Origin of the sequence: Kribbella capetownensis (assembly GCF_004331485.1) — a bacterium.
In the GTDB taxonomy this organism is placed as follows: Bacteria; Actinomycetota; Actinomycetes; order Propionibacteriales; family Kribbellaceae; genus Kribbella; species Kribbella capetownensis.
Genome location: NZ_SJKD01000002.1, coordinates 33487 through 54752 on the forward strand (window position 1 = coordinate 33487; position 21266 = coordinate 54752).

At 67.5% G+C, this 21266-nt stretch carries 18 protein-coding genes and 1 pseudogene; 12 read left to right on the plus strand and 7 right to left on the minus strand.

Going from position 1 to position 21266, the window contains the following annotated elements; all coding sequences use genetic code 11:
* Window positions 1–120: 120 nt before the first annotated feature.
* Genes E0H75_RS10375 through E0H75_RS10395 form a run of 5 tightly spaced genes read left to right on the plus strand, consistent with a single transcriptional unit; the run spans window position 121 to window position 7873 of the window.
* On the plus strand, window positions 121–1788 hold the full coding sequence (locus E0H75_RS10375; protein ID WP_131513242.1) for an extracellular solute-binding protein: 1668 nt from the start codon (window positions 121–123) through the stop codon (window positions 1786–1788).
* On the plus strand, window positions 1772–2758 hold the full coding sequence (locus E0H75_RS10380; protein WP_131513243.1) for an ABC transporter permease: 987 nt from the start codon (window positions 1772–1774) through the stop codon (window positions 2756–2758). The genes E0H75_RS10375 and E0H75_RS10380 overlap by 17 nt, the downstream gene beginning before the upstream one ends.
* Window positions 2755–3714, plus strand: coding sequence for a carbohydrate ABC transporter permease (locus tag E0H75_RS10385; RefSeq protein ID WP_131513244.1), 960 nt, complete (start codon window positions 2755–2757; stop codon window positions 3712–3714). The genes E0H75_RS10380 and E0H75_RS10385 overlap by 4 nt, the downstream gene beginning before the upstream one ends.
* 20 nt (window positions 3715–3734) lie before the next feature.
* Window positions 3735–5930, plus strand: coding sequence for a WD40/YVTN/BNR-like repeat-containing protein (locus tag E0H75_RS10390; RefSeq protein ID WP_131513246.1), 2196 nt, complete (start codon window positions 3735–3737; stop codon window positions 5928–5930).
* Complete coding sequence (locus E0H75_RS10395; RefSeq protein WP_131513247.1) at window positions 5927–7873, plus strand: beta-galactosidase; 1947 nt, start codon at window positions 5927–5929, stop codon at window positions 7871–7873. Before E0H75_RS10390 ends, E0H75_RS10395 begins: the two co-directional genes overlap by 4 nt.
* A gap of 2 nt (window positions 7874–7875) precedes the next feature.
* Here the strand turns inward: E0H75_RS10395 and E0H75_RS10400 are convergent, their stop codons facing one another.
* A complete protein-coding gene (locus tag E0H75_RS10400) occupies window positions 7876–8961 on the minus strand; it encodes a LacI family DNA-binding transcriptional regulator (RefSeq protein ID WP_238162944.1) in 1086 nt (361 codons plus the stop codon).
* A 283-nt stretch (window positions 8962–9244) separates the two neighbouring features.
* Here E0H75_RS10400 and E0H75_RS44010 point away from each other — a divergent pair.
* Both E0H75_RS44010 and E0H75_RS10405 read left to right on the plus strand, forming a co-directional pair.
* Window positions 9245–9496, plus strand: a pseudogene (locus E0H75_RS44010) (exo-rhamnogalacturonan lyase family protein); the annotation flags it as partial.
* Window positions 9497–9688: 192 nt separating this feature from the next.
* Window positions 9689–10381, plus strand: coding sequence for a glycoside hydrolase family 12 protein (locus E0H75_RS10405; RefSeq protein ID WP_131513249.1), 693 nt, complete (start codon window positions 9689–9691; stop codon window positions 10379–10381).
* On the opposite strand, the gene E0H75_RS10410 is transcribed toward E0H75_RS10405, so the two are convergent.
* The 3 genes from E0H75_RS10410 to E0H75_RS10420 form a co-directional block, all read right to left on the minus strand.
* Window positions 10347–10862: a hypothetical protein gene (locus tag E0H75_RS10410; protein ID WP_131513251.1), complete on the minus strand. Its 516-nt coding sequence runs from the start codon at window positions 10860–10862 to the stop codon at window positions 10347–10349. The genes E0H75_RS10405 and E0H75_RS10410 overlap by 35 nt on opposite strands.
* A gap of 263 nt (window positions 10863–11125) precedes the next feature.
* Complete coding sequence (locus E0H75_RS10415) at window positions 11126–11293, minus strand: FAD-binding protein (RefSeq protein WP_131513253.1); 168 nt, start codon at window positions 11291–11293, stop codon at window positions 11126–11128.
* Between the two features lie 135 nt (window positions 11294–11428).
* Window positions 11429–12004, minus strand: a complete 576-nt coding sequence (locus E0H75_RS10420) for a hypothetical protein (RefSeq protein ID WP_131513255.1) — start codon at window positions 12002–12004, stop codon at window positions 11429–11431.
* A gap of 337 nt (window positions 12005–12341) precedes the next feature.
* Here E0H75_RS10420 and E0H75_RS10425 point away from each other — a divergent pair, with 337 nt between their 5' ends.
* From E0H75_RS10425 to E0H75_RS10435, 3 genes are all read left to right on the plus strand, one after another.
* Window positions 12342–12815 (plus strand): hypothetical protein, encoded by a 474-nt coding sequence (locus E0H75_RS10425; protein WP_131513257.1) that lies wholly within the window; start codon window positions 12342–12344, stop codon window positions 12813–12815.
* A 472-nt stretch (window positions 12816–13287) separates the two neighbouring features.
* Entirely contained in the window at window positions 13288–13485 is a 198-nt protein-coding gene (locus E0H75_RS10430) for a three-helix bundle dimerization domain-containing protein (RefSeq protein WP_202872942.1), read from the plus strand.
* A 156-nt stretch (window positions 13486–13641) separates the two neighbouring features.
* On the plus strand, window positions 13642–13923 hold the full coding sequence (locus E0H75_RS10435; protein WP_131513261.1) for a hypothetical protein: 282 nt from the start codon (window positions 13642–13644) through the stop codon (window positions 13921–13923).
* A gap of 419 nt (window positions 13924–14342) precedes the next feature.
* On the opposite strand, the gene E0H75_RS10445 is transcribed toward E0H75_RS10435, so the two are convergent.
* Both E0H75_RS10445 and E0H75_RS10450 read right to left on the minus strand, forming a co-directional pair.
* Window positions 14343–14711, minus strand: coding sequence for a VOC family protein (locus tag E0H75_RS10445; protein ID WP_131513265.1), 369 nt, complete (start codon window positions 14709–14711; stop codon window positions 14343–14345).
* Window positions 14712–14770: 59 nt separating this feature from the next.
* A complete protein-coding gene (locus E0H75_RS10450) occupies window positions 14771–17497 on the minus strand; it encodes an ATP-binding protein (RefSeq protein ID WP_131514049.1) in 2727 nt (908 codons plus the stop codon).
* Between the two features lie 309 nt (window positions 17498–17806).
* Here E0H75_RS10450 and E0H75_RS10455 point away from each other — a divergent pair, with 309 nt between their 5' ends.
* Entirely contained in the window at window positions 17807–18466 is a 660-nt protein-coding gene (locus E0H75_RS10455) for a phosphoribosyltransferase family protein (RefSeq protein ID WP_202872944.1), read from the plus strand.
* 224 nt (window positions 18467–18690) lie between these two features.
* Window positions 18691–19902 (plus strand): MFS transporter, encoded by a 1212-nt coding sequence (locus E0H75_RS10460; RefSeq protein ID WP_202872945.1) that lies wholly within the window; start codon window positions 18691–18693, stop codon window positions 19900–19902.
* Here E0H75_RS10460 and E0H75_RS10465 read toward each other — a convergent pair.
* Window positions 19803–21035 carry an epoxide hydrolase family protein gene (locus E0H75_RS10465; protein ID WP_238162945.1) on the minus strand — a complete coding sequence of 411 codons (1233 nt, stop codon included), beginning with the start codon at window positions 21033–21035 and terminating at the stop codon, window positions 19803–19805. The genes E0H75_RS10460 and E0H75_RS10465 overlap by 100 nt on opposite strands.
* Window positions 21036–21266 lie beyond the last annotated feature (231 nt).

The window sequence follows — 21266 nt, forward strand, 5'->3', positions numbered from 1 at the left end:
CGTAACGGATCAGTTCTGCATCTTGTGGCGCTTTCGGTCCTGAGCTAATTTGTTGGGCTACCAGCCCAACTAATGCTACCCCGGGACGGCCTCCGTTCCCAGCTTGGAAGGAAACCCATCGTGACCGGACTTGGAGGCGGTTCCAGCAACCGCCGGACGTTCCTGTCCCTGCTCGGAGCCGGCACCGCGGTCGTCACTGGTGGCGCCACGCTGTCGGCCTGTTCTTCCGACGGGAAGGCGAGCTCGGCGACGGGCCACGCCGAGACCGAGGACAAGCTGGCCGGCCTGCTGCCGAAGTACATCTCGTACGAACCGGTCAAGCCCGACCTGCCTGGCCAGAACGGCGCGGACCCCGGGTTCACGAAGTACCCGGCGCAACTGCAGCGGGCGCTGCCGGACAAGCCGGTGACCAGCGGCAAAGAGGTCAGCGCGATGACGCCTTTGTGGGGTCCATTGCCGCCTGGCCTCGGGAAGAACACCTACTTCGACGCGAACAACGAGCGGATCGGCGCTCCGGTCCGTTTCAACGTGGTCAACGGCATTGAGTACGGCGACAAGCTCGGGCCGGTGCTCGCCGCCGGGAACGTGCCGGAGCTGCTCTGCATCCCGGGCTGGGAGATCTCCGGCCAGACCAGGTTCAGCCAGGCGGTCGACAAGCTCTTCGAGGACCTGACACCGCACCTGGCCGGGGACAAGGCCGCTGCCTACCCGATGCTCGCCAACCTGCCGACCCGCGCCTGGGCGTACGGGGTCTGGAACTCCCAGCTCAAGGCCGTGCCGTTCCCGTCCAACGGACTGCCCTGGGCGCTGTACTACCGCAAGGATTTGTTCACCAAGTTCAGCGCCGAACCGCCCAAGAACATGGACGATGTCCTTGCCCTGGGCAAGGAACTGACCGACGCCAAGGCGAACCGGTGGGCGTTCGGCTCGATCAGCGACGAGGTCGCCAGGGCCTTCCGCGCGCCGGCGAATTGGCGTAAGGACTCCAGTGGCAAGCTGCTGAACAAGATCGAGACACCGGAGTTCGAGGAAGCGGTGGCCTTCACCCGGAAGCTGTTCCAGTCGGGTTACGTGCACCCCACGGTTGTCGGCAACTCGGGCACCGACCAGAAGCCACTCTTCGAGGGTGGTCAGATCCTGGTGTACCAGGACGGTCCGGGATCCTGGGCCGAGGCGCTGCAGCGGCAGTTGTCGATCAACCCCAGCTTCGACATGCAGGCCGTGACGCCGTTCGCCCACGACGGCGGGGACGCGATCGTCTGGGGCGGCGACCCGGCCGGCATCTTCACCTTCGTCAAGAAGGGCGTCGGCGAGCAGCGCATCAAGGAACTGCTCGGCGTCCTGAACTACTGCGCGGCCCCGTTCGGCACCGAGGAGTACCAGCTGGCCAACTACGGCGTCGAGGGCAAGCACTACACCAAGGAGAGCTCCGGCGCGCCCAAGCTGACCGCGCTCGGCTCGAAGGAGGTCGCCAACACCTACGTGTTCCTGGGCGGCCGGCCGGAGGCGATCACCCAGAGCCAGTATCCCGGCTACGTCCAGGCGATGAGTGCCTGGCAGAACGAGTCCTGCAAGCGCTTCGAGAAGAACCTGTTCGAGGGCATCCGGGTCGAGGCTCCTTCCAAGCTGGCCGCGCTGAACCAGCCCTTCGACGACAAACTGCAGGACATCTTCCGGGGCCGGCGGCCGGTCTCGGAGCTCAAGTCGGCGGTGCAGGCCTGGCGGACCGGCGGTGGGGACGAGGGCCGCGACTTCTACGCGAAGGTGCTCAGTGACAACGGTAGATGAGGTCACAACCCCGACCGAGCAGGAGCCGGCACCGGCGCCGCCACGGCGCCGGCCCGGCCGGCCGAACTGGCGGCTGAGGCTGCGGCGCGACTGGCCGCTGTTGCTGATGGTGACGCCGGTGATCGTCCTGCTGCTGATTTTCCACTACCTGCCGACGCTCGGCAACGTGATCGCCTTCCAGGACTATTCGCCGTACGTCGGCATCCGCGACAGCGAGTTCATCGGCCTGGCCAACTTCAGCCGCCTGTTCAGCGAGGGAGCGTTCTGGTCGGCACTGGCCAACACGCTGACGATCACCACCTTCCAGTTGGTGTTCTTCTTCCCGATCCCGATCCTGCTGGCGCTGCTGCTCAACAGCGTGCTGTCGGTGCGCATCAGAACCATCATTCAGGGCGTGGTCTACCTGCCGCACTTCTTTTCCTGGGTGCTGGTGGTCTCACTGTTCCAGCAGATGATCGGTGGTGCCGGTCTGCTCGCCCAGAGCCTGCGCAGCCACGGGTTCCATGCCGTCGACCTGATGACGAAGCCCGACTCGTTCATCCTGCTGGTCACCTTCCAGGCCGTCTGGAAGGACGCGGGCTGGGGCATGATCGTCTTCCTTGCCGCGCTGAGCACCATCAATCCGGCGCTCTACGAGGCCGCGGCGGCCGACGGCGCGAACCGGTGGCGCCGGCTGTGGCACATCACACTGCCCGGCCTGCGACCGGTGATCGTACTGCTGCTCATCCTGCGGCTGGGTGACGCACTCACCGTCGGCTTCGAACAGTTCATCCTGCAACGCAATGCCGTCGGCGCCGACGCGGCCGAGGTGCTGGACACCTACGTGTACTTCGAGGGCCTGCTGTCCGGGGACTTCGGCTACGGCGCCGCGGCCGGCCTGTTCAAGGGCGTGGTCGGCCTCGTGCTGGTCCTGGTCGCCAACAAATTCGCCCACCTGGTGGGCGAGCAGGGGGTGTATTCCCGCTCATGAGCTCGCATGCCGTCAATCCAGCGGCCGCCGCGACGACCGGGCCGCCGGGCCGCGCCGAACGGCCGGTCTGGGAGGAGGAACCGACGCGGATCAGCCGGGTAGGCAAGCCGGTCGTGCTGGCGATCGTCTTTCTGATCATCGCTTTCCCCCTGTACGTCGTGGTCGTCACGAGCCTGTCGTCCACCGAGGCGGTCACCCGCGCGGGCGGCCTGGTCGTGGTGCCCCGGGACCTGACCGTCGCCGCCTACGTTCAGCTCCTGTCAGGTGGAGTGGTCACCAGGGCGCTGGTGATCAGCACCGCCATCACCGCCGTCGGCACGGCGTTCAGCCTGCTGATCACCATGCTCGCGGCGTACGGGCTGTCGCGGCCGGGATCGCTGTGGCACCGGCCGCTGCTGTTCGTCGTCCTGCTCACGTTCCTTTTCGGGCCCGGCATCATTCCGAGTTATCTGCTGGTGAACTCGCTGGGACTCATCGACAGTTACGGGTCGCTGATCCTGCCGACCGCGATCTCGGCCTTCAACCTGATCGTGATGCGGGCCTTCTTCATGGGCATCCCGAACGAGCTGATCGACAGCGCCCGGATTGACGGTGCGGGGGAGTTCGCAGTACTGACCCGCATCGTGATGCCGTTGTCGAAGGCCGTGGTCGCGGTGGTCGGTCTCTTCTACGCGGTCGGCTACTGGAACGCCTTCTTCAACGCGATGCTCTACCTCAACGACAACACCAAGTGGCCGTTGCAGCTCGTACTGCGCACTTACATCGTGCAGCAACAGGCCTTGCCCAGCGGCGCGGGTGGGGTCACGGCGTCGCCCGGACTCGGGCTGACACCAGCACCGAGCCTGGCGATCAAGATGGCTATCGTCGTCCTCGCCGTGGTGCCCGTGCTGCTGGTCTACCCGTTCATTCAGAAGCACTTCACCAAAGGCGTCATCGTCGGCGCGGTCAAGGGCTAGTGCGGTTGAGAAGGAGTGGGATGAAGCTTCCACGCAGACACGTCCTGGCCCTGGGCACCGGGGCGGCCATCGCCGCCACGGGCACAGCCCAGCCGGCCGCGGCGGCGCAGTACCGGCGAGCGGAGCGGTATCGCTGGCGGAACGTCGAGATCGTCGGCGGCGGCTTCGTCACCGGCATCATCCACCACCCCAAGCAGCGCGGGCTGGTCTATGCCCGGACCGACATCGGCGGCGCGGCCCGGCTGGATCCACGGACCAGGCGCTGGGTGCAGTTGCTGTCCTGGGTCGGGTTCCGGGACTGGAGCCTGACCGGCGTCGAAAGCCTGGCCGTCGATCCGCACGACCCGACCCGGCTTTACCTTGCCGTCGGCACCTACACGAACGAATGGTCACCGATCAACGGGGCGATCCTCCGCTCGACCGACCAGGGCCGGACCTTCCGGCGTACCGACCTGCCGTTCAAACTCGGTGGCAACGAGCCGGGCCGGTCGATGGGCGAGCGGCTGGCAGTCGATCCGTGTGACGGCCGGATCCTCTACTTCGGCACCCGCAACCAGGGCTTGTGGCGCAGCACCGACCGCGGCGAGACGTGGGCGCGGGTGGAGAGCTTCCCAACCACTGGAACGGCGGGTATCGGGCTCGGCTTCGTCATCTTCGACCCACGTGGCTGCCGGCGCGACCGAGCGACGCGGACGATCTACGTCGGGTCGACCGACCCGGCGAACCCCTTATGGCGCAGCGCCGACGCAGGCCGGACCTGGTCGGCTGTTGCGGGGCAACCAACGGGACTCATGCCTCACCACGGCGACCTCGCCCCGGACGGACACCTCTACATGACCTACGGCGATCTCCCCGGACCGTACGAGATGTACAACGGCGCGGTCCACAAGCTCGACACCGCGACCGGCGTCTGGACCGACATCACGCCGTTGCGTCCGAACACCGGCGGCGAAGCTGGATTTGGGTATGCCGGACTGGCGACCGATTCGCGCAGGCCCGGAACGGTGATGGTGTCCACGATGAGCAGGTGGGGTCCGGTGGACGACGTGTTCAGGTCCGTGGACGGGGGAGCGACGTGGCACTCCATCGGGTCGAAGATCGTGCTTGACACCTCGGGTGCGCCCTATCTGAACTTCCATGAGCCAAAGCCGAAGTTGGGCTGGATGATCGGGGACATCTCGATCGACCCGTTCGACTCGGACAAGGTCATGTACGTCACCGGAGCCACCATCTTCGGGACCGACGACGTGACGAACGCCGAGCGGGGCCGCAGTACGCACTGGTCGGTCCGGGCACAGGGGCTGGAGGAGACGGCAGTACTGGACCTGATCAGTCCGCCGTGGGGACCGCCGCTGATCAGCGCGCTCGGGGACATCGGGGTCTACCGGCACGACCGGCTGGACGTCGTACCGCCGGACGGGCAGGCCGCGAACCCGGTCAGCGGGAGCTCGCCGAGCCTCGACTATGCGGCGAAGGTCGAGGGGTTCGTAGTCCGGGTCGCGTACGGCGGCAGCCTGCAACGCGCCGCGTTCTCGACCGATTCGGGAGTGAGCTGGCAGCCGTTCGCAGGAGAACCCGGCGGCTCCAGCCAGCCCGGAAAGATTGTGGTGAGCACGGACGCGCGAACGATCGTCTGGGTGCCGGGTGACGTCCTCCCGCACTACTCGCGCGACCGCGGCGTGACCTGGACGCCGGTCGCCGGCCTCCCGCATCAGGTTGCGGTCGCCGCCGACCGGGTGAGCCCGAGCCTCTTCTACGCGTTCGACCCGGCCACCGGTACGGCGTACCGAAGTCTCGACGGCGGCGTGAACTTCTTGCCTACGGCAACCGGACTCCCGACCGGTAGTGGGAAGCTCGAGACGGTGCTGGACCGGGCTGGGCACTGCTGGCTCGCGACCGGCGCCGGTGGCCTGCATCGTTCGGTGGACCAGGGTCTCAGCTATCACCGGCTGACGACCATCGAGGAGGCGCAGACCGTCGGCTTCGGCAAGGCGGCGCGGGGACGATCCGAGATGGCTGTCTACAGCTCGGGCCGAGTGGGCGGGGTGGACGGCATCTTCCGATCGGACGACAGCGGCGGGAGCTGGGTCCGCATCAACGACGACCGGCATCAGTACGCGTCCACCAACGAGGCGATCACGGGCGACCCCCGGGTCTACGGGCGCGTCTACCTGTCCACCAACGGACTTGGCATTCCTTACGGGGAGCCGCAATGACGCGCCTGTACTTCGGGGGCGACTACAACCCCGAGCAGTGGTCGCCGGAGGTGTGGAAGGAAGACATCGCCTTGATGCGTCGCGCCGGCGTGAACCTGGTGACGGTCGGAGTCTTCGCCTGGTCCAGCCTGGAGCCGGAACCAGGGCGGTACGAGTTCGGCTGGCTCGACCAGGTGATGGATCTCCTGCACGACGGCGGAGTGCAGGTCGATCTTGCCACGCCGACGGCATCACCACCGCCCTGGTTCAGCCGGCTGCATCCCGACGCACTCCCGGTCCGCGCCGACGGTGTACGGCTGACGCACGGAAGCAGGGATACGTACTGCGCTTCCGCGCCGGCGTACCGGGAAGCCGCGGTCGGGATCGCGCGGGCGCTGGCCGAGCGCTACTCCGGTCATCCCGGGCTGGCGATGTGGCATGTCCACAACGAGTACGGCACGGTCTGCTACTGCGACCACGCGGCCGCGGCCTTCCGGCGCTGGTTGCGGCACCGGTACGGCGACCTCGACCGGCTGAATTCTGCCTGGAACACCGCGTTCTGGAGTCAGGGCTACCTGGCGTGGGAGGACATCCAGCCGCCGCGGACCACCCAATACCTGGTCAATCCGACGCAGTCGCTGGACTTCCGGCGGTTCTGGTCCGATGAACTGCTCGGCGCATTCTCCGAACAGAAGGCGATCCTGCGTGGCTTCACCCCGCATGTCCCGATCACGACGAACTTCGTCTTCGGGGCATGGGTGCCGGTCAACCACGCCCGCTGGGCCGCCGAGGTGGACCTGGTGGCGATCGACCACTATCCCAGCAGCGCAGGGATCGGCGCGGAGGAACAGACCGCCTTCGGCGCCGATCTGGCTCGCGGCTGGGCAGGTGGGAGGTCGTGGCTGTTGATGGAGCAGGCCGCCGGTACCTTGCACGACCGCGGTCGGCTGCACACCAAGGAACCCGGTCGGATGGCCCGGCACAGCCTGGCCCACATCGCTCGCGGATCGCGCGGCGCGATGTTCTTCCAGTGGCGCGCCTCCAGGGGTGGAGCGGAGATGTTCCACTCCGCGATGGTCCCGCACGCCGGACCGCAGACCCGGCGGTTCGGCGAGATCGCCGAATTCGGCACTCTGCTACCGCGGCTCGCGGAGGTCGAGGGAAGCTCCGTGCCGGCGGAAGTGGCGATTCTCTGGGACGTCGAGGCCTGGTGGGCGATGCAGTCGACGCAATTGCCGTCGTCCGGCCTCGACTACCTCGCTGCCGTTCGAGCCGCGCACCGGCAGTTCTGGACGGCGGGTATCGGTGTCGACTTCGCGGATCCGGGTTCCGACCTCTCGGCGTACCGGCTGGTCGTCGCGCCGAGCCTCTACCTGGTCTCGGAGCAGAAGGCGGACTCGATCGCACGGTACGTCGAAGCCGGCGGGCACGTGCTGGTGACCTACTTCAGCGGGATCGTGAATGGGGACGCGCAGGTGTGGCTGGGCGGCTATCCCGGTGCCTTTGGCGAACTCCTGGGACTGCGCGTCGAGGAGTTCCACCCGGTACGCGAGGTGGATCTGGCCTCCGGCGAACGGGGGAGTCTGTGGAGCGAGGACCTGCGGCTGACCGGTGCCGAGGCGATCGACCGGTACCACGGTGGTGTGCTCGACGGTTCGCCTGCCGTCACCAGGAATCGGTACGGCGACGGCCTCGCCTGGTACGTGTCGACCCAACTCGACGATGACGCGTATCGGTCTCTGGTGACGAAAGTGGCCGGCGAGGCGGGGGTGGATGCTCCCGAGCCGGTGGAGGGTGTCGAAATGGTCCGAAGACGGTCCGGCGCGATCACGTGGACCTTCCTGATCAACCATGGCGACTCGGAGGCCGTCGTACCGATCACAGGGTACGAGCTGATGTCGGACGCGCAGCTCGTGGGGCCGTTGGTGCTGGCCGCGGGCGCCCAGGCCGTCGTGCGAGCCTGATGTCAGGGCGCGGTGCTCGTGCTCGCGCGGGCGGTCAACTGCGCGGGCATCAGAGTCACCCCTGGGCCAAGGTCGCTGTCGAGCTTGGCGATCAGGGTCTCCACTGCCTGCTGGCCGATCTCGTCGGCAGGCAGCGTGACAGAGGACAGCTGTGGCACCTGCCGTACGGCGACATCGTCGGCGCAGATCGCCATCAGCGACATGTCCTCGGGGACTCGTCGGCCGAGACGGCGCAAAACGTCGAGCAGCGGACCGATGATCGGCTCGTTCTGGATCACCACGCCGGTGATGCCGGGATGCTCACGGAGGAGGTCCCCGACGGTCTCCAGGACAGCCTCGAAGGTGGACTCGCAGGGAGTTTCGATACCCGCGATGCCGCGCCGTTCAGCCGCGGCCTGGAAGCCGGCCACCGTCCGGGCAGCGAATCCGGTCTGGCGTTCGTAGACCGCCGACGGCGTTCCCAGCAAGGCGATCTCGTGATGGCCGAGATCGGCCAGATGATCGACGCACTGCTCGGCGGCGGCGAAGAAGTCCAGGTCGATACAGGTCAGGCCCTCGGTGTCGGCCGGGATCCCGATCAGCACCGACGGCATCGGCAGCTCCCGCAGCAGTGGTACTCGTTCGTCATGCAGTTCCACGTCCATCACGACCAGCGCGTCGACGAGGGCGCTCTGCGAGACGCGTTCGAGGCCCGAGCGGCCTTCGTCGGCGGTCAGCAACAGGACGTCGTGGTCGAACCGGCGGGCGGTGGTGACCACGGCGGTGGCGAACTGCATCAGCACGGGCACGTGCATGCCCGCGCGCAGCGGGATCACCAGGGCGATCACGTTCGACCGGTTGGAGGCGAGCGCGCGGGCGCTCGCGTTCGGCCGGTACCCGAGTACCCGGACCGCTTCCTGGACCCGGTCGCGCGTCGCGCTCGAGATCGACCGCTTGCCGCTGAGAACATAGGACACTGTGCTGGCCGCCACCCCGGCCTGCCGGGCGACGTCGGTGATCGTGACGATGACTTGCCTCCGCGATCCGGGCTTCGGTAGTTGAAGCGCTTCGACAAGGACCAGCGTCGAACTCCCGCCAGCGTCTGTCAAGATCCGGCGTCGTCACGCAAGGTCACCCCGCTCGGCCAGCGTTCCCGCCGAGGGCTGCAGGATCTTGTCCAGAAGGCCACAGCCTTGCGCACGAGAGCGCCTGGAAACGTTGTGAGTCGCTGTCGCGCCTTAATTCATCGCGTCTGCAAAAGACCGGCCTCACGGAGGGTAAAGGTTTACCGATGCACGTTGCCAAATCGAATTCGAATCGAATTCGACGCCTTTCCAGCTGATGTTCGCGAGCCAGATCGGCCGTTAGCTCTGAGACGATTCAAAGCCACGACCTCGGATCAGTACTGCGATCTATAGGGGTTTCTGCTACTACCTCACCGCTGACGAGCGGGCCGGTGACCTCGTGTCCGAGCTGCGGAATCGGAGAAGACCTTCCTGGTGCTGGATCTGCTGCGCAAGCTCCGCACCGAGCTGCCGATGGGCGGGACGGATTTGCTACCGGGGAGGCAGGGGAGTCGCTGAAGATCGAAGCCGGCGCCGTTCGCGTCGTCCGGATCGCGCACGAAAGTCCCCGGCCCGATGATCCGCGCGCCGGTCGGTCTCTCGACATCGGGTGGTTCCCGGCCCTAGCGCCAGCCGCCCGGGCGTCCTAGAGTGTCGTCACTCGTCGAAGCGCTTCGATATCTTCGCAACGCTGTCGAAGCGCTTCGATCGATTCGTCCCCTGGTTCGCCCAAAGGTCCGGCCGTCGGCCGGGCTCAACGAGAGGAACGGAAATGCCCAGATGGTTGAAAGCAGCAACGGCACTGCTGGCAATGCTCACCGCCGGCCTGGTGACCGCGGCGCCTGCCAATGCGGCGACCTGGTCGTCGTCGGACAAGTGGGGTTCGTGGTCCAACGGCGGCTACACCCTGCGCAATGACGTCTGGGGTGGGGGAGCCGGACCCCAGACCATCTGGGCCAACTCCTACAGCAACTGGGGAGTCTGGGCCGATCACCCGAACACGGGTGGCGTCAAGGCCTATCCGCACGCGGCCCGCAACATCGGCAGGCGGGTGAGCGCTCTCGGCTCGTTGACCAGCAACTTCAACGTCTCGAGGCCGGGTAGTGGCTCGTACTCGTCGACGTACGACATCTGGGCCGGCAACAACGCCTACGAGATCATGCTGTGGATGAACAAGCAGGGCGCGGTAGGTCCGATCGGCAGCTACCAAGCAACCGCCACAGTAGGGGGACACAGCTGGAACGTCTACCGCGGCAACAACGGTGGCAACGAGGTCTTCTCGTTCATCCGTACCTCGAACACCAATGCCGGGTCGGTGGACATCAAAGCCGTGTTGAACTGGATCCGTGCGCGCGGCTGGATGGGCGATCAGACGGTCGGCGAGGTGCAGTTCGGCTTCGAGATCACCTCGGCGTCCGGTGGCCTGAATTTCAATACCAACTCGTACTCGGTCTCGTCCAACTGATCCCGGTCTGGGGGCTCCCGCAGCGGAGCCCCCAGACCGTTGCCATGGCAGCCGAGCCGTTGCCGACAAGCGCCTTGACCCAGCCGGTGGTGGGGTGCTTCTGCTCGCCGTGCTGGTGGTAGGTCACGAGGAACGCGAACAGGTCGTTCCCAACGCCCCAGTAGACGGGCTCGATACTCGTGACGAGGTCCGGCCAGACGCCGGACGTGATCGAGACCGATCCCGGCGTGAGGCGGATCTTGTCCGGATCACGCGTCCACTCTTCGTGCGTACGCGTGATCGCCAGAAGCTGTTCGGAGTTCGTCCGCGCACGCTGCCCCAACTCGGCGGACACGCCTGGCAGCCGGCCCTTGTGCTGCATGTGCAGCAACAACTTTGCCGAGCCGTACGCATGGGCGGCGACGATCACCTGCTCGGCGGTGAAGGTGTGATGCCGCGGGTGCGTGGCTCGCTGCGCCCAGCCCAGATGCCGCGCGTGCACCGTGAACCGGCGCCCTCGAGGGGAACGAGCTCGTGGACCTCGTGACGTTCGTGGATCTGCGCGCCGAGTCTCTCCGCCAGGTAGAGGTAGTTGGTGGTCAGCTTGTTCTTCGCGTTGTGGCCGCAGCCGATGTTGCACTTCCCGCAGGAGATGCAGCCGGTGCGCACACCGGCGCCACAGAGGACGAGTACGTCGTCCAGGTACTCGACCCGCTGGATCCCGTACAGCTCCGCCGCGGGGAACCAGAGGAACCCAGGTAGGTGCTAGTGGCTCTTTGGGATGTCCGCGTCGTTCCACCGCTTGCCGGATTCCAGGACGCCGACCCGGTATCCCTTCTCCGCGGTGCAAAGGGCCGCAACGCTGCCGCCGAATCCGGAGCCGACGACCAGTACGTCGTAATCGAAACGCGCTATCGAGACCTCCTTCACCATCGCTCGTACGACCACGTTCCGGCCTGTCGATTTCGCATCGCACCAGGGGTCTCACTGGTATGCGCCCGGGACTCAACCCGATGACCAGTGGTGCCGCGCCTCATACAGAACGCCTGAGGCGGGCCTGCCTTCGCATTATCGCGTCCGCGACCGACGCAGAGCGTTCTTCAACGTCCCGGACAGTCGGAATGCGGCGGCGGTCGTCAGCCCGTAGACGAGGTGCGCGCTCAGGTCCTTTGCGAGCGTACGGCGGTCGTACTTCCAGATCGGCTCGTACAGCTTGGCGGCCGGCAGTACGACGTACCCGCTGGCCCACACGCCCGCGCCGAAGGGGGCGCCGTACCGGATCCGCGGTGTCCGCAACGACCCGGCGACGACGCCGTACCTGGCGCCGTTGGCAATGCCGTAGCCCCAGTGCATGACGTTGTTGACCAAGGCGGCACGTTCGTCGGGCAGTTGACGACGGAACAGTCCTTCGAACACCCGCTTCCCGACCTGGGCAGGCGCAGGGGCCTGGTCCCAGCTGCGGATATCGGAGCTGAACTCCCAGTGCAGGAATCCGCCTTTGCCGCCGTCCTTGCGGTAACGGGCGTACAGCAGCAGGTCCATGGCGAGCGTGCCGACAGCCCCGGACAGGACCCCGTTGCTGATGGCTCCGAGAGCTGTGAGCGGCCGAGTCCCAGCCACTACCTCACGCGCGTTGCGTTTCATGATGACGATCTCCTTCTGATCTGGGTCTTCTGATCTGAGTTACTGCGGCAGCTCGTCGCGCTGGCCGGCGCTCCTGGTGTCGCGTGCTCACTGCCGACACTGCTCCGAGGCGCCCCCCTTCACACCAGTGAGATTCCCGGGCCGGTCCACGGGGCCTTCAGCGGTGGTTCGTCTGCTGCTTGGCTGACGTCGTCCAGCCGCGATCCGATCTGTACGTGCGCGAAGGCCGAGCGGCCAGATCCGCACTGGGCGAGGACCAGGGACTTCCCCTGGGGTGACGCGTCAACGCCGGACGCATCTTGGTGGTAGCGGAACCCTTCAAGGATTGGACAAAGCGATGACCACCATCCACTTCACCGAGGTGACCACCTCGACGCCCGAGCAGTTCATTGCCGGGCTCACGGACTTCGGTCCGGGTCGCTCGAAGCTGTTCGCCAACAGCCACGACGACAACCTCGAGGTGCACGACCAAGGCCCCGGCTACGCCGACGTCACCGAAGGCTCAGGCGGCGTCTGGGAACGCCTGCACTACGACTGGTCCGACCCGAACCATGTCGTCCTGAAGACCACCGACTCCAGCGTCTGGGGCGGCGCCTCCGGTCACACCTACACCTTCAAGCGCCGGGCCGATGGCGCGACCCAGATCGACGTCGTCATCGTCCGCGAGGGCAAGAACCTCAAGGGCCATCTGCTCGCAGGTGTGTTCGCCCTGTTCGGTAAGCGCGTCCTCGGCAAGGCCTTCGACGACAGTGTCCGGGCGATCGAGGCCCGCAACATCCCCACCACCAGCACGATCCGCACGAACGTATGACCGCCACGCCAAAGTTGATGCTTAAGGCAAGGAACCTGATGGTTGCGGCGCTGGGCGCGGCGTTGCTACTGGCCGGCGCCGCAACCATCAGGCCACGGAAACTCGCAGTTCCCGGGCCGTGACCTAGGGCCGGAGACCACTCCGATCAGCTACGCCAGCGCGCTCGACCTCGCGATCAAGCCAGACAATGCGCAGGCGGTCTTCGCCGCCGACCTGCCCGCCCGCCAGGCCGAGCCGCGCGTTGACAGCTACCGAGAACAGCCGGCCAGGGCATCGCGCTCCGGCCGGCTCACGTGGCGATCGGGTTCGGCAAAGGAATCCCGGGAGGCGTCGGACGACGAGTTGGGCCGCGGGATGCCGTGTTCTTCCGTACGTCGGGGCATCCCGGACCGGAGATGCATTCGGACCCGATGGAGTAGTCAAATGTTGGACAGGGTTGCGCGGGGGATGAGCGGGCGCCATCTTGGAGGGCATGGACAGATCGGATGAGGACCGGGCGATCAGCGAGGTGATCGACCGGCTGGCCAAGCAGTTCCCGGCCGTGTCCGCGGATGAGGTTGCGGATGCCGTGGGGCAGTCCCGGCCCGAGTTCGACAACGCTCGGGTGCGGGACTTCGTGCCGTTGTTCGTCGAGCGGGGAGCCAAGGCTCGGCTGCGGGAACTGGTGTAGTCACGATTCTCCCGCGGCACCGCCCAACTACTTGCACGTGGGATCGCGGTCTGGAGACGTAGCAGCCCACGCCGTGAGTGACACCGGTGCGAGAGGAAAGCGGCCGATGGCAGACAGCACGGAAGACTCCTTGCAGAAGGCCAGCGTCGCGCTGCGGTGAGCTGTCGAGGTACTGCGCCGCCGCCCGGCGACGACGTGGTGGCGAAGTCGTTGGTGGCCGAGTTCCATGAGCTGCGGACCTTGATGTCAACGGCAACAGTCTTGATGAGCTCGTTCGCCCTGCTTCGGTTCACCGACGTGATGAACGAGCACACGGGGCAACAGGGCGCGCGCACCCTGCAGGAGGCCGACGCCGAGTTGAGCGCCGCCTCTGACTACCTCAGCCGGGCCGCAGGCCACCTGACCACCGCAAGACAGAGACTCGACACCCTCACCTGAGCCGTCGGTTCGGTCGCCTCGTTCGGTCCCTCAGGTGCGCTCCCGGCGACCGCTCCACTCGGCGTTAGCTTTCGTCTTGGCGGGTGAAGAGTTGGAGGAAGAGCAGGAAGATGTTGAGGATGTCGAGGAAGATCGATGCGGCCAGCAGGGGTGCGGAGTCGAGGTCGGTGGTGGGGCCGCGACGTCGGCCATCTGGCCGGTGCGGGCGTCCGTAGTACTCATGATGTTGGGCTGACCTCGATCTCGGAGCAGACGACGCCATCGGCGAGCAGGCTGGTGTGCCACGCCTCCAGTTCCGTCGGCGACGGGACCTGGAACGCGAGGTGGTCGAGTCCGATCCGGTGGGGATCGAACCGGCCGTCGGAGTCCTCGGGGTGGTCGCGCAGCGCGATCAGTCGAGCGCGGGTATACAGCCATGCTCAGCTCAAAGGCGCGCCTTCGACCAGTAGCCACTGGTTGCCGTCGGGATCATCGAACGTCACGGCGTCGCAGCCGGTACGGCAGCGGATGACCGCGCTCGGTGATGCTCCGCGCGCGAGGAGTTCCGCGCGGGCTGCCTCGAGGTCCGGCACAGTCAATTGGCCGCGGAACGAGCCCGGCGTGGCGGGCGTGATCCCGGTGCCGATGATGATTGAGCACACTGAACTCGGCGGGGTCAGCTGGACGACCCGGAGGCCGTCGCGCGTCGCCTCGTCGACGTCCAGCCGGAATCCGAGGGCACGGTAGAAGTGCCGGGTGCGGTCGACATCGGTCACGGGTACGACGACTGCTTCGAGCTTGCTGTCCACGCTCCGATCGTCGCCGCGGGCGACCGGCGTCGCGTCCGTCGAAATCCCTGGTCCGTGCCTCAGCCGGAGCGGGCCAACGCCGTACGGAGCTGCCGGCGGGATCTGATGCCGAGTTTGGAGAACGTCTTGCGCAGGTGCCACTCCACAGTGCGAGGGCTGATGAACAGTTGCGCCGCGATCTCGGGGTTGGTCAAGCCGTCCCGTGCCAGGCCGGCGATCTGTGCCTCCTGCGCGGTGAGGTCGTTGCTGGTCTCCGGCGAGCGCTTGCGAACGGTCTCGCCGGTGGCGAGCAACTCGTGCCGGGCCCGTTCCGCGAATGCCTCGAGCCCCATCCCGGTCAACTGATCGTGCGCAGTCCGCAGTTGCTCGCGTGCGTCGACCCTGCGGCCTTCTCGGCGGAGCCACTCGCCGTACAGCAGCTGGGACCGGGCGGTCTCCACCCGTAGAGCGGTCCTGCTGAGGCGCTCGATCGATTCGCGATAGTCGGCCTCTTGCCCGCCGAGAAGGGCCCGGATACGTGCCTCGATGCCGAAGCCCCAGTCGGTCGGTACGGCGGTGGTGCGTTCGGTCAGCCAGGTCAGTGCGGACTCGACGAGCTTTGTGTCGCCGGTCCTCGACGCCGCCTCGGCCAGCTCGCTGACCACGAGGACGCCGTACCCGATGACATCCTGCTCGAAGACCCGGAGGGCGGCGTCCCGTGCCGTGTCGTAGCGGCCGAGTCCGTTGTGCAGTACGGCGTTCGCGTACGTCGCGAAGACCGCCATCCGGCCCTGCTCCCGCGCGGTCGCCTCCCGGACCGCCGCGTCGATCAGGCGGCAGGCCGTGACCTCGTCGCCGCGGAACGCCTCGAGCAGCAGGCCGCCGTACCCGACCTGTGGGTTCCCGGTCGCGGCTGCGATCTGGCGATCCTCCTCGACCAGGCCGGCCACGGCGTCGAGGTCGCCCGTGAGGCATTCGAGGTTGGCCCGGAAGCTGAGAGCGAACTGGAGTTGCACGAGCGCGCCGGTCTCCCGGGCCAGCCGATCCTGCCGGCCCGCGAGTTCCTGCGCAGTCTCGAAATCCCAGACCTCGATCGCGACGATGCCGCTGGCCCGGTTGCCGGCCAGCCAGAGCCAGCTGCCGACATCTTCGGCGCCGACCTCTTCTTCCCGGGCCCGGGCAAGCGCCTTGATCAGGTCGGGTGCCGCGGTCGCGTAGCCGCGGGTGAAGCGCACGGCCAGCGCCTGCAGGAGCATGTCTGCCGGTGGTTCGGAGTCGGCCGGGGGAGGTGCTGCGCCGGCCGCGAAGGCGAGAATGCCCGGGGTGTCCGGTCCGCTGGCCCAGATCGCCGCGGACATCGCCTCGAGGTAGGTGATCCGTGCCCGGCGAGCGTTGAGCGGGTCGAGTTTCCTCGCTGCGGCGAGCAGGGTCCGGGCAGCCTCGCGGGCGCGGCCCTGGTCGAAGGCGATCTCGCCGCGCAGACACTCGCCCTCTGCCGCCCGCAGCGTGTCCGGTGGACCGTCGGCGACGTCGTTGAGCAGGTCGAGAGCCGCGTCGAGAGCGCCCGCGCTCCGCTTGGCAGTGGCTGCGGCGAGGAGTCGCTCGGCCCGGCGGTCAGGGTCGAGGGTCAGCTCTGCTGACCGTTCGAGGAAAGAGCCGGCCGCGAAGAAACCACCACGGGCCTGTGCTCTCCGCGCAGAGCTCTCGAGTTCGGCAGCGACCTCCTCGACGGGCACCGATGTCGCCTGCGCTCGGTGCCAGACACGCCGGTCCGGATCGAGGCCGGGATCCGTCACATCCGCCAACGCCTGGTGCACAGCCTGTCGCGCCTGCGGCGTGGCGATCCGGTACACCGCGGACCGGACGAGCGGATGCCGGAACTGGATGTGCCGACCGAAAGTGATGAGCCCGGACTCGGCCGCCGCGGCGGCCGGGTCTGCGCCGAGCCCAAGCTCCTCCGCGGCACGCCATAGGAGTGTCGGGTCTCCCAGCGGTTCGGCCGCGGCGGCCAGCAAGAGCAGCCGGGTGTCGGCCGGGAGTGGCTCGAGCCGCCGGACGAAGCTCTCCTCGATCCGGCCGGCCAGCGTGCCCGCACCGAGTCCGTCCGCCAGTTCAGCTGCAGTCCAGGCGCGAGGGAGCTCGAGCAGCGCCAGCGGGTTGCCACGGGTCTCGGCGACGATTCGGTCCCGGACGCGCGAATCGACCATCCCAGGGAGGACCGAGTCCAGCAACGCCCGTGCGTCGCTGTCGCTGAGACCACGCACCTCCAGCTCCGCCAGTCCGGTGAACTCGTGATCCATGCCGTCGCGGACCGCGAACAGCATCACCACCGACTCCGCCGCCAGCCGACGGGCGACGAATGCGAGGATCCGCGCCGACATCCGGTCGAGCCACTGTGCGTCGTCGACGACGCACACGACGGGCTGACGGCCGGACGCGTCGGACAGCAGGTTCAGGACGGCGAGCCCGATGAGGAAACGGTCCGGCGCCGGTCCGGTCGCCATGCCGAACGCCGTACCGAGGGCCTCGTGCTGTGGACGCGGGAGGCGCTCAATACCGTCGATGAACGGCTGGCAGAGCTGGTGCAGCCCGGCGTACGCGAGCTCCATCTCGGATTCGACTCCGGCCGCGCGGGTTATCCGGCAGCCGTGGGTGCGCTCCAGCAGCGAGTCCAGCAGGGCCGACTTTCCGACTCCGGCCTCACCGCGCAGGACCAGGACGTCACTGCGACCCGTGCGTGCGGCCTCGACCAGGCGGTCCAGCACAACGCCCTCCTCCTGGCGCCCCAGGAGTCCGCGATCTGCCATCGTCACCCCCGCTGTCCCCGGGCACCCCGGCAGCCTACCCAGCCCGGTTCGATCGGCAGGCCTCTCAAGTTTTCACCTGAGACCGACCCGACGCAACGCCGACATCCAGAGGGTGCGCTTCCGCAGCATCGTCGTCGGCAGTGGCGGAGCGGTCGCGACCGAGCTCGGCGGCGTACGCCGACCTCGTCACGAACTGGTGGGCCTCGCTGCCTCGGCGCTAGTGCGCACACCAGGGATTCGCCCAGGGGCGACCAGATCGTCGGCGGCGCATCGTCGAAGGTATCCATCCACTCCCAGGAGGAGAACATGATGAACAGCGCTCTTGTCGCCCGACTCGCGACGGTCCCGGGCCTGGTGCGCGCGGGGATCTCACACTGGGACATGAAGACCCGGCTTCCGCTGCACCCGTTGTCCGTGGAGACTGCGTACGGCGATCCGCGGTTGCTGCACGACCTCGCGGTACCAGGTGCAACCTTCGCGGAGCGGCTCGGCGTGGAGGTCATTGTCGGCGCGGAGACCGGCGGCATCCCGCTCGCGGCCGCAGTCGCGTTGGCCGCCGATCTGCCTTCCGCGTTCGTGCGGAAGCCCGGATATGTGGGACACGAGGACCACGAGCCGAGGATCCGCGGTGCGGCGGTCGCCGGCCGCCGGGTACTGCTCGTCGACGATGCGGTCGCGCAAGGCACTGCACTCGAGGCATTCGCCGCCGAACTGCGAGCTGAAGGCGCGATTCTGGTCGCCGCCTTCACGGTGGTCGACATGCGCGCCGTCGCCGGCTCGGTGACACCGACCGCTCGTCGACTCCCGATCGAATCGATCGCCACCTACCTCGACGTCTTGTCAGCCGCCACCGAACAAGGCGTGCTCGAGCCGAAAGTCCACCAACTCGCCGTCGACGCCCTCGTCAACCACTGGCCCGACAACGACCCCCGCTGGAACCTCCTCGTCACCACGCCCAACGCCGCCTGACCGACACCTTCGGAGCGCCGGAGTACGCCTCACAGAGCCGTACTCCGGCGAGGTCCACGGGCATGACCAGCACGCGAGAATCCGGGGCGCTGGTAGACGCGGTCTCGCGCATGGCCGGCACCTCGGGGACGACGTAGCGTCGTAGCCAGGAGAACGTCTGACCGACAGCATCAGGGGGCGCGACCTTGATGTGCTGCGCGACCTGGTGAGGTCGCCGCCGTAAAATGCAGCGCACCGATGCGCCTCAGGGGGACGATCCGCATCGCGGCCGGAGGAGCTGCCTTGTCCGCGACCGAATCCTCGGCCGAGCCCTCGACCTGGGCGCCGCTGCGGAGGAAGGTTTCCGCGGCCTGTGGGTGGCGCAGCTCGGCTCCAACATCGGCAGCTGGATGCAGTCGGTGGGTGCGCAGTGGACCGTCGTTCACCAGCCCAACGCGGCCGCCCTGGCATCGATCGTCCAGGCGGCCGCACTCCTGCCCGTGCTGTTCGTATCGCTGCCCGCGGGCGTGCTCGCCGATGTGCTGGACCGAAGGCGACTGATCGCGATGGTCACGCTCGCGATGTCCCTCATCGCCGGCACGCTGGCAGTGCTGAGTGGTGAGGGCTTGCTGACGCCGACCGCCCTCATTGCGATCATCTTCCTGCTGCAGCTCGCCTTGCCCAGCTGGGTCCGGGCGCGCGCATTGGCGGTCTACATCATTGTTTTCCTGGGCGGGCAGGGGATCGGCGCCCTGATCTGGGGACTGGTGGCCGCGGCGCTGGGGGCGGCCGCAACCTTGGTGGTCTCGGGTGTCCTGCTCGTGCTGGGAGCGGCGTCGTTGGTGGTGATTCCGCTGCGGGCCCGGACCGGGGAGCTGGACTCGATCGTGGTCACGCCCTGGGCCGAACCGGAGATCGGCATCCTGACCGGGGAGGACGAGGACGTCGATCCGCGGTCCGGTCCCGTCCTCATCGAGGTCTCGTACCGCGTCGCGGCCGAGAACGGCGAGCAGTTCCGGGACGCAATGGCCGAGGTGGGCGAAGCGCGGCAGCGTACCGGAGCCCGCCGCTACGCCGTCTTCCGCGACGTCAGTACACCGGACCTGTACGTCGAGGTGTTCGAGCTGGCGTCCTGGGGCGAGCACCTGCGCCAGCACCATGAGCGCGTCACCGGCCGGGACGCCGAGCTCTATCGCCGCGCCGGCGAACTCGCGCGAAGTACCGCGCGCCCGCCACCTGCTGGCGAACTGAGCCGTCAGCCGGTGTGTTCGCGGATCCATTCGAGCGCGGGCTCGGCGTGGGCGGGCACGGAGATGTGGATGTCGCCGGGATGCAAGTCGAGAGTGGTGGGCGAGGATCAGCGACTCGGCTCCGCAAGCCTGTCTGCTCGCAGCGGTTGGAATGCGGCCCGCAGCTCGGCTGCGAACAGCTCGGGTTCTTCCCAAGCAGCGAAGTGACCGCCGCGCTCCGCTTCATGGAAGTAGGTGAGGGTGGGATAGGCCTGCTCGGCCCAACTGCGCGGTGTTTGCCAGATCTCGCCGGGGAAGCTGGTGAAGCCGACCGGGACCCGGACAGGGGGTGGCGGCGCTGGGTTCTGCGCGGCGGGTGCGTCGGGCCCATAGGCCTCCCAGTACGACCGGGCGGCTGAGGTCCCGGTGCCGGTCAGCCAGTACGTCGTGATGTTGTCCAGCACATGGTCGCGGGTCAGATTGCCGGAGGGCTGTCCGTCGACGAAGGCCCGGGAGATCTTGTAATAGGCGTCGGTATCGTGGTCGATCATCCAAGCGGCGAGGGCCGCGGGCGAGTCCAGGAGCGCGTAGCCGATCGTCTGCGGCCGGGTGGACTGCTCCACGAAGTAGCCGTTGCCGCTGGTCTGGAACGTCTTGATCGCCGCCTGCGCCGCACGTTCCTGCTCGGCTCCCGAAGGCAGGGCGGCGGGATCGTTCAGCGCGGGCACGAGCAGGTTGGTGTGGATGCCCACGAGCCCCTCGGGTGCCTGGCGGCCCATCGCGTCGGTGACGCCGGCACCTACGTCGCCGCCCTGCGCCACGAAGCGGGTGTAGCCGAGGCGGCGCATCAATTCTGCCCAGGCGCGAGCAGTGCGGCCGAGGTCCCAGCCGACTTCGGCGGGCTCGGCGGAGAAGCCATAGCCGGGCAGAGATGGCAGCACTGCGTGAAACGCGTCTTGGGCGGTGCCGCCGTACCTGGTCGGGTCGGTCAGCGGACCAATCGAATCGAGCAGCTCCATGACCGAGCCGGGCCAGCCGTGCGTCATGATCAGCGGCAGTGCGTCGTCGTGCTGCGACCGCACGTGCAGAAAGTGGATCTCCACGCCGTCGATCTCGGAAGTGAACTGCGGCAGCGCGTTCAGCCGGGCCTCGACCCGGCCTACGTCGTACCCGCTCGCCCAGTACCTGCACACCGCCTGCATGGTGGCCAGTTGCACGCCCTGTGAGCGGTCTCCGACGAGCTCTCTGCTCGGCCAGCGGGTCGCGGCGAGGCGACGTACCAGTTCATCGAGTGCCCCCTGCGGTATGGCCACTGAGAACGGACGGATCGCGTCGGCGCCCGGCTTACTGGTCGTTGCCACGATGGACCTCCAGAAGCGCAGGCGAATGCATCCCAGCAGGCTGACATGCGTTGGGCTGACACGGATCACCCCCAACGGGTGACACCGTCCACGTAGCCCTTGCATTGATGCCGGTGTGCTGAGCTATCCGCTGACAGGTTTCTCTACGTCTTCAACCCCGCGACTCGCACCGAACCGAACTACAAGCGCCCACCTGCTGTATGGACGGAGCACTGTTACTGCCTTCAAGCT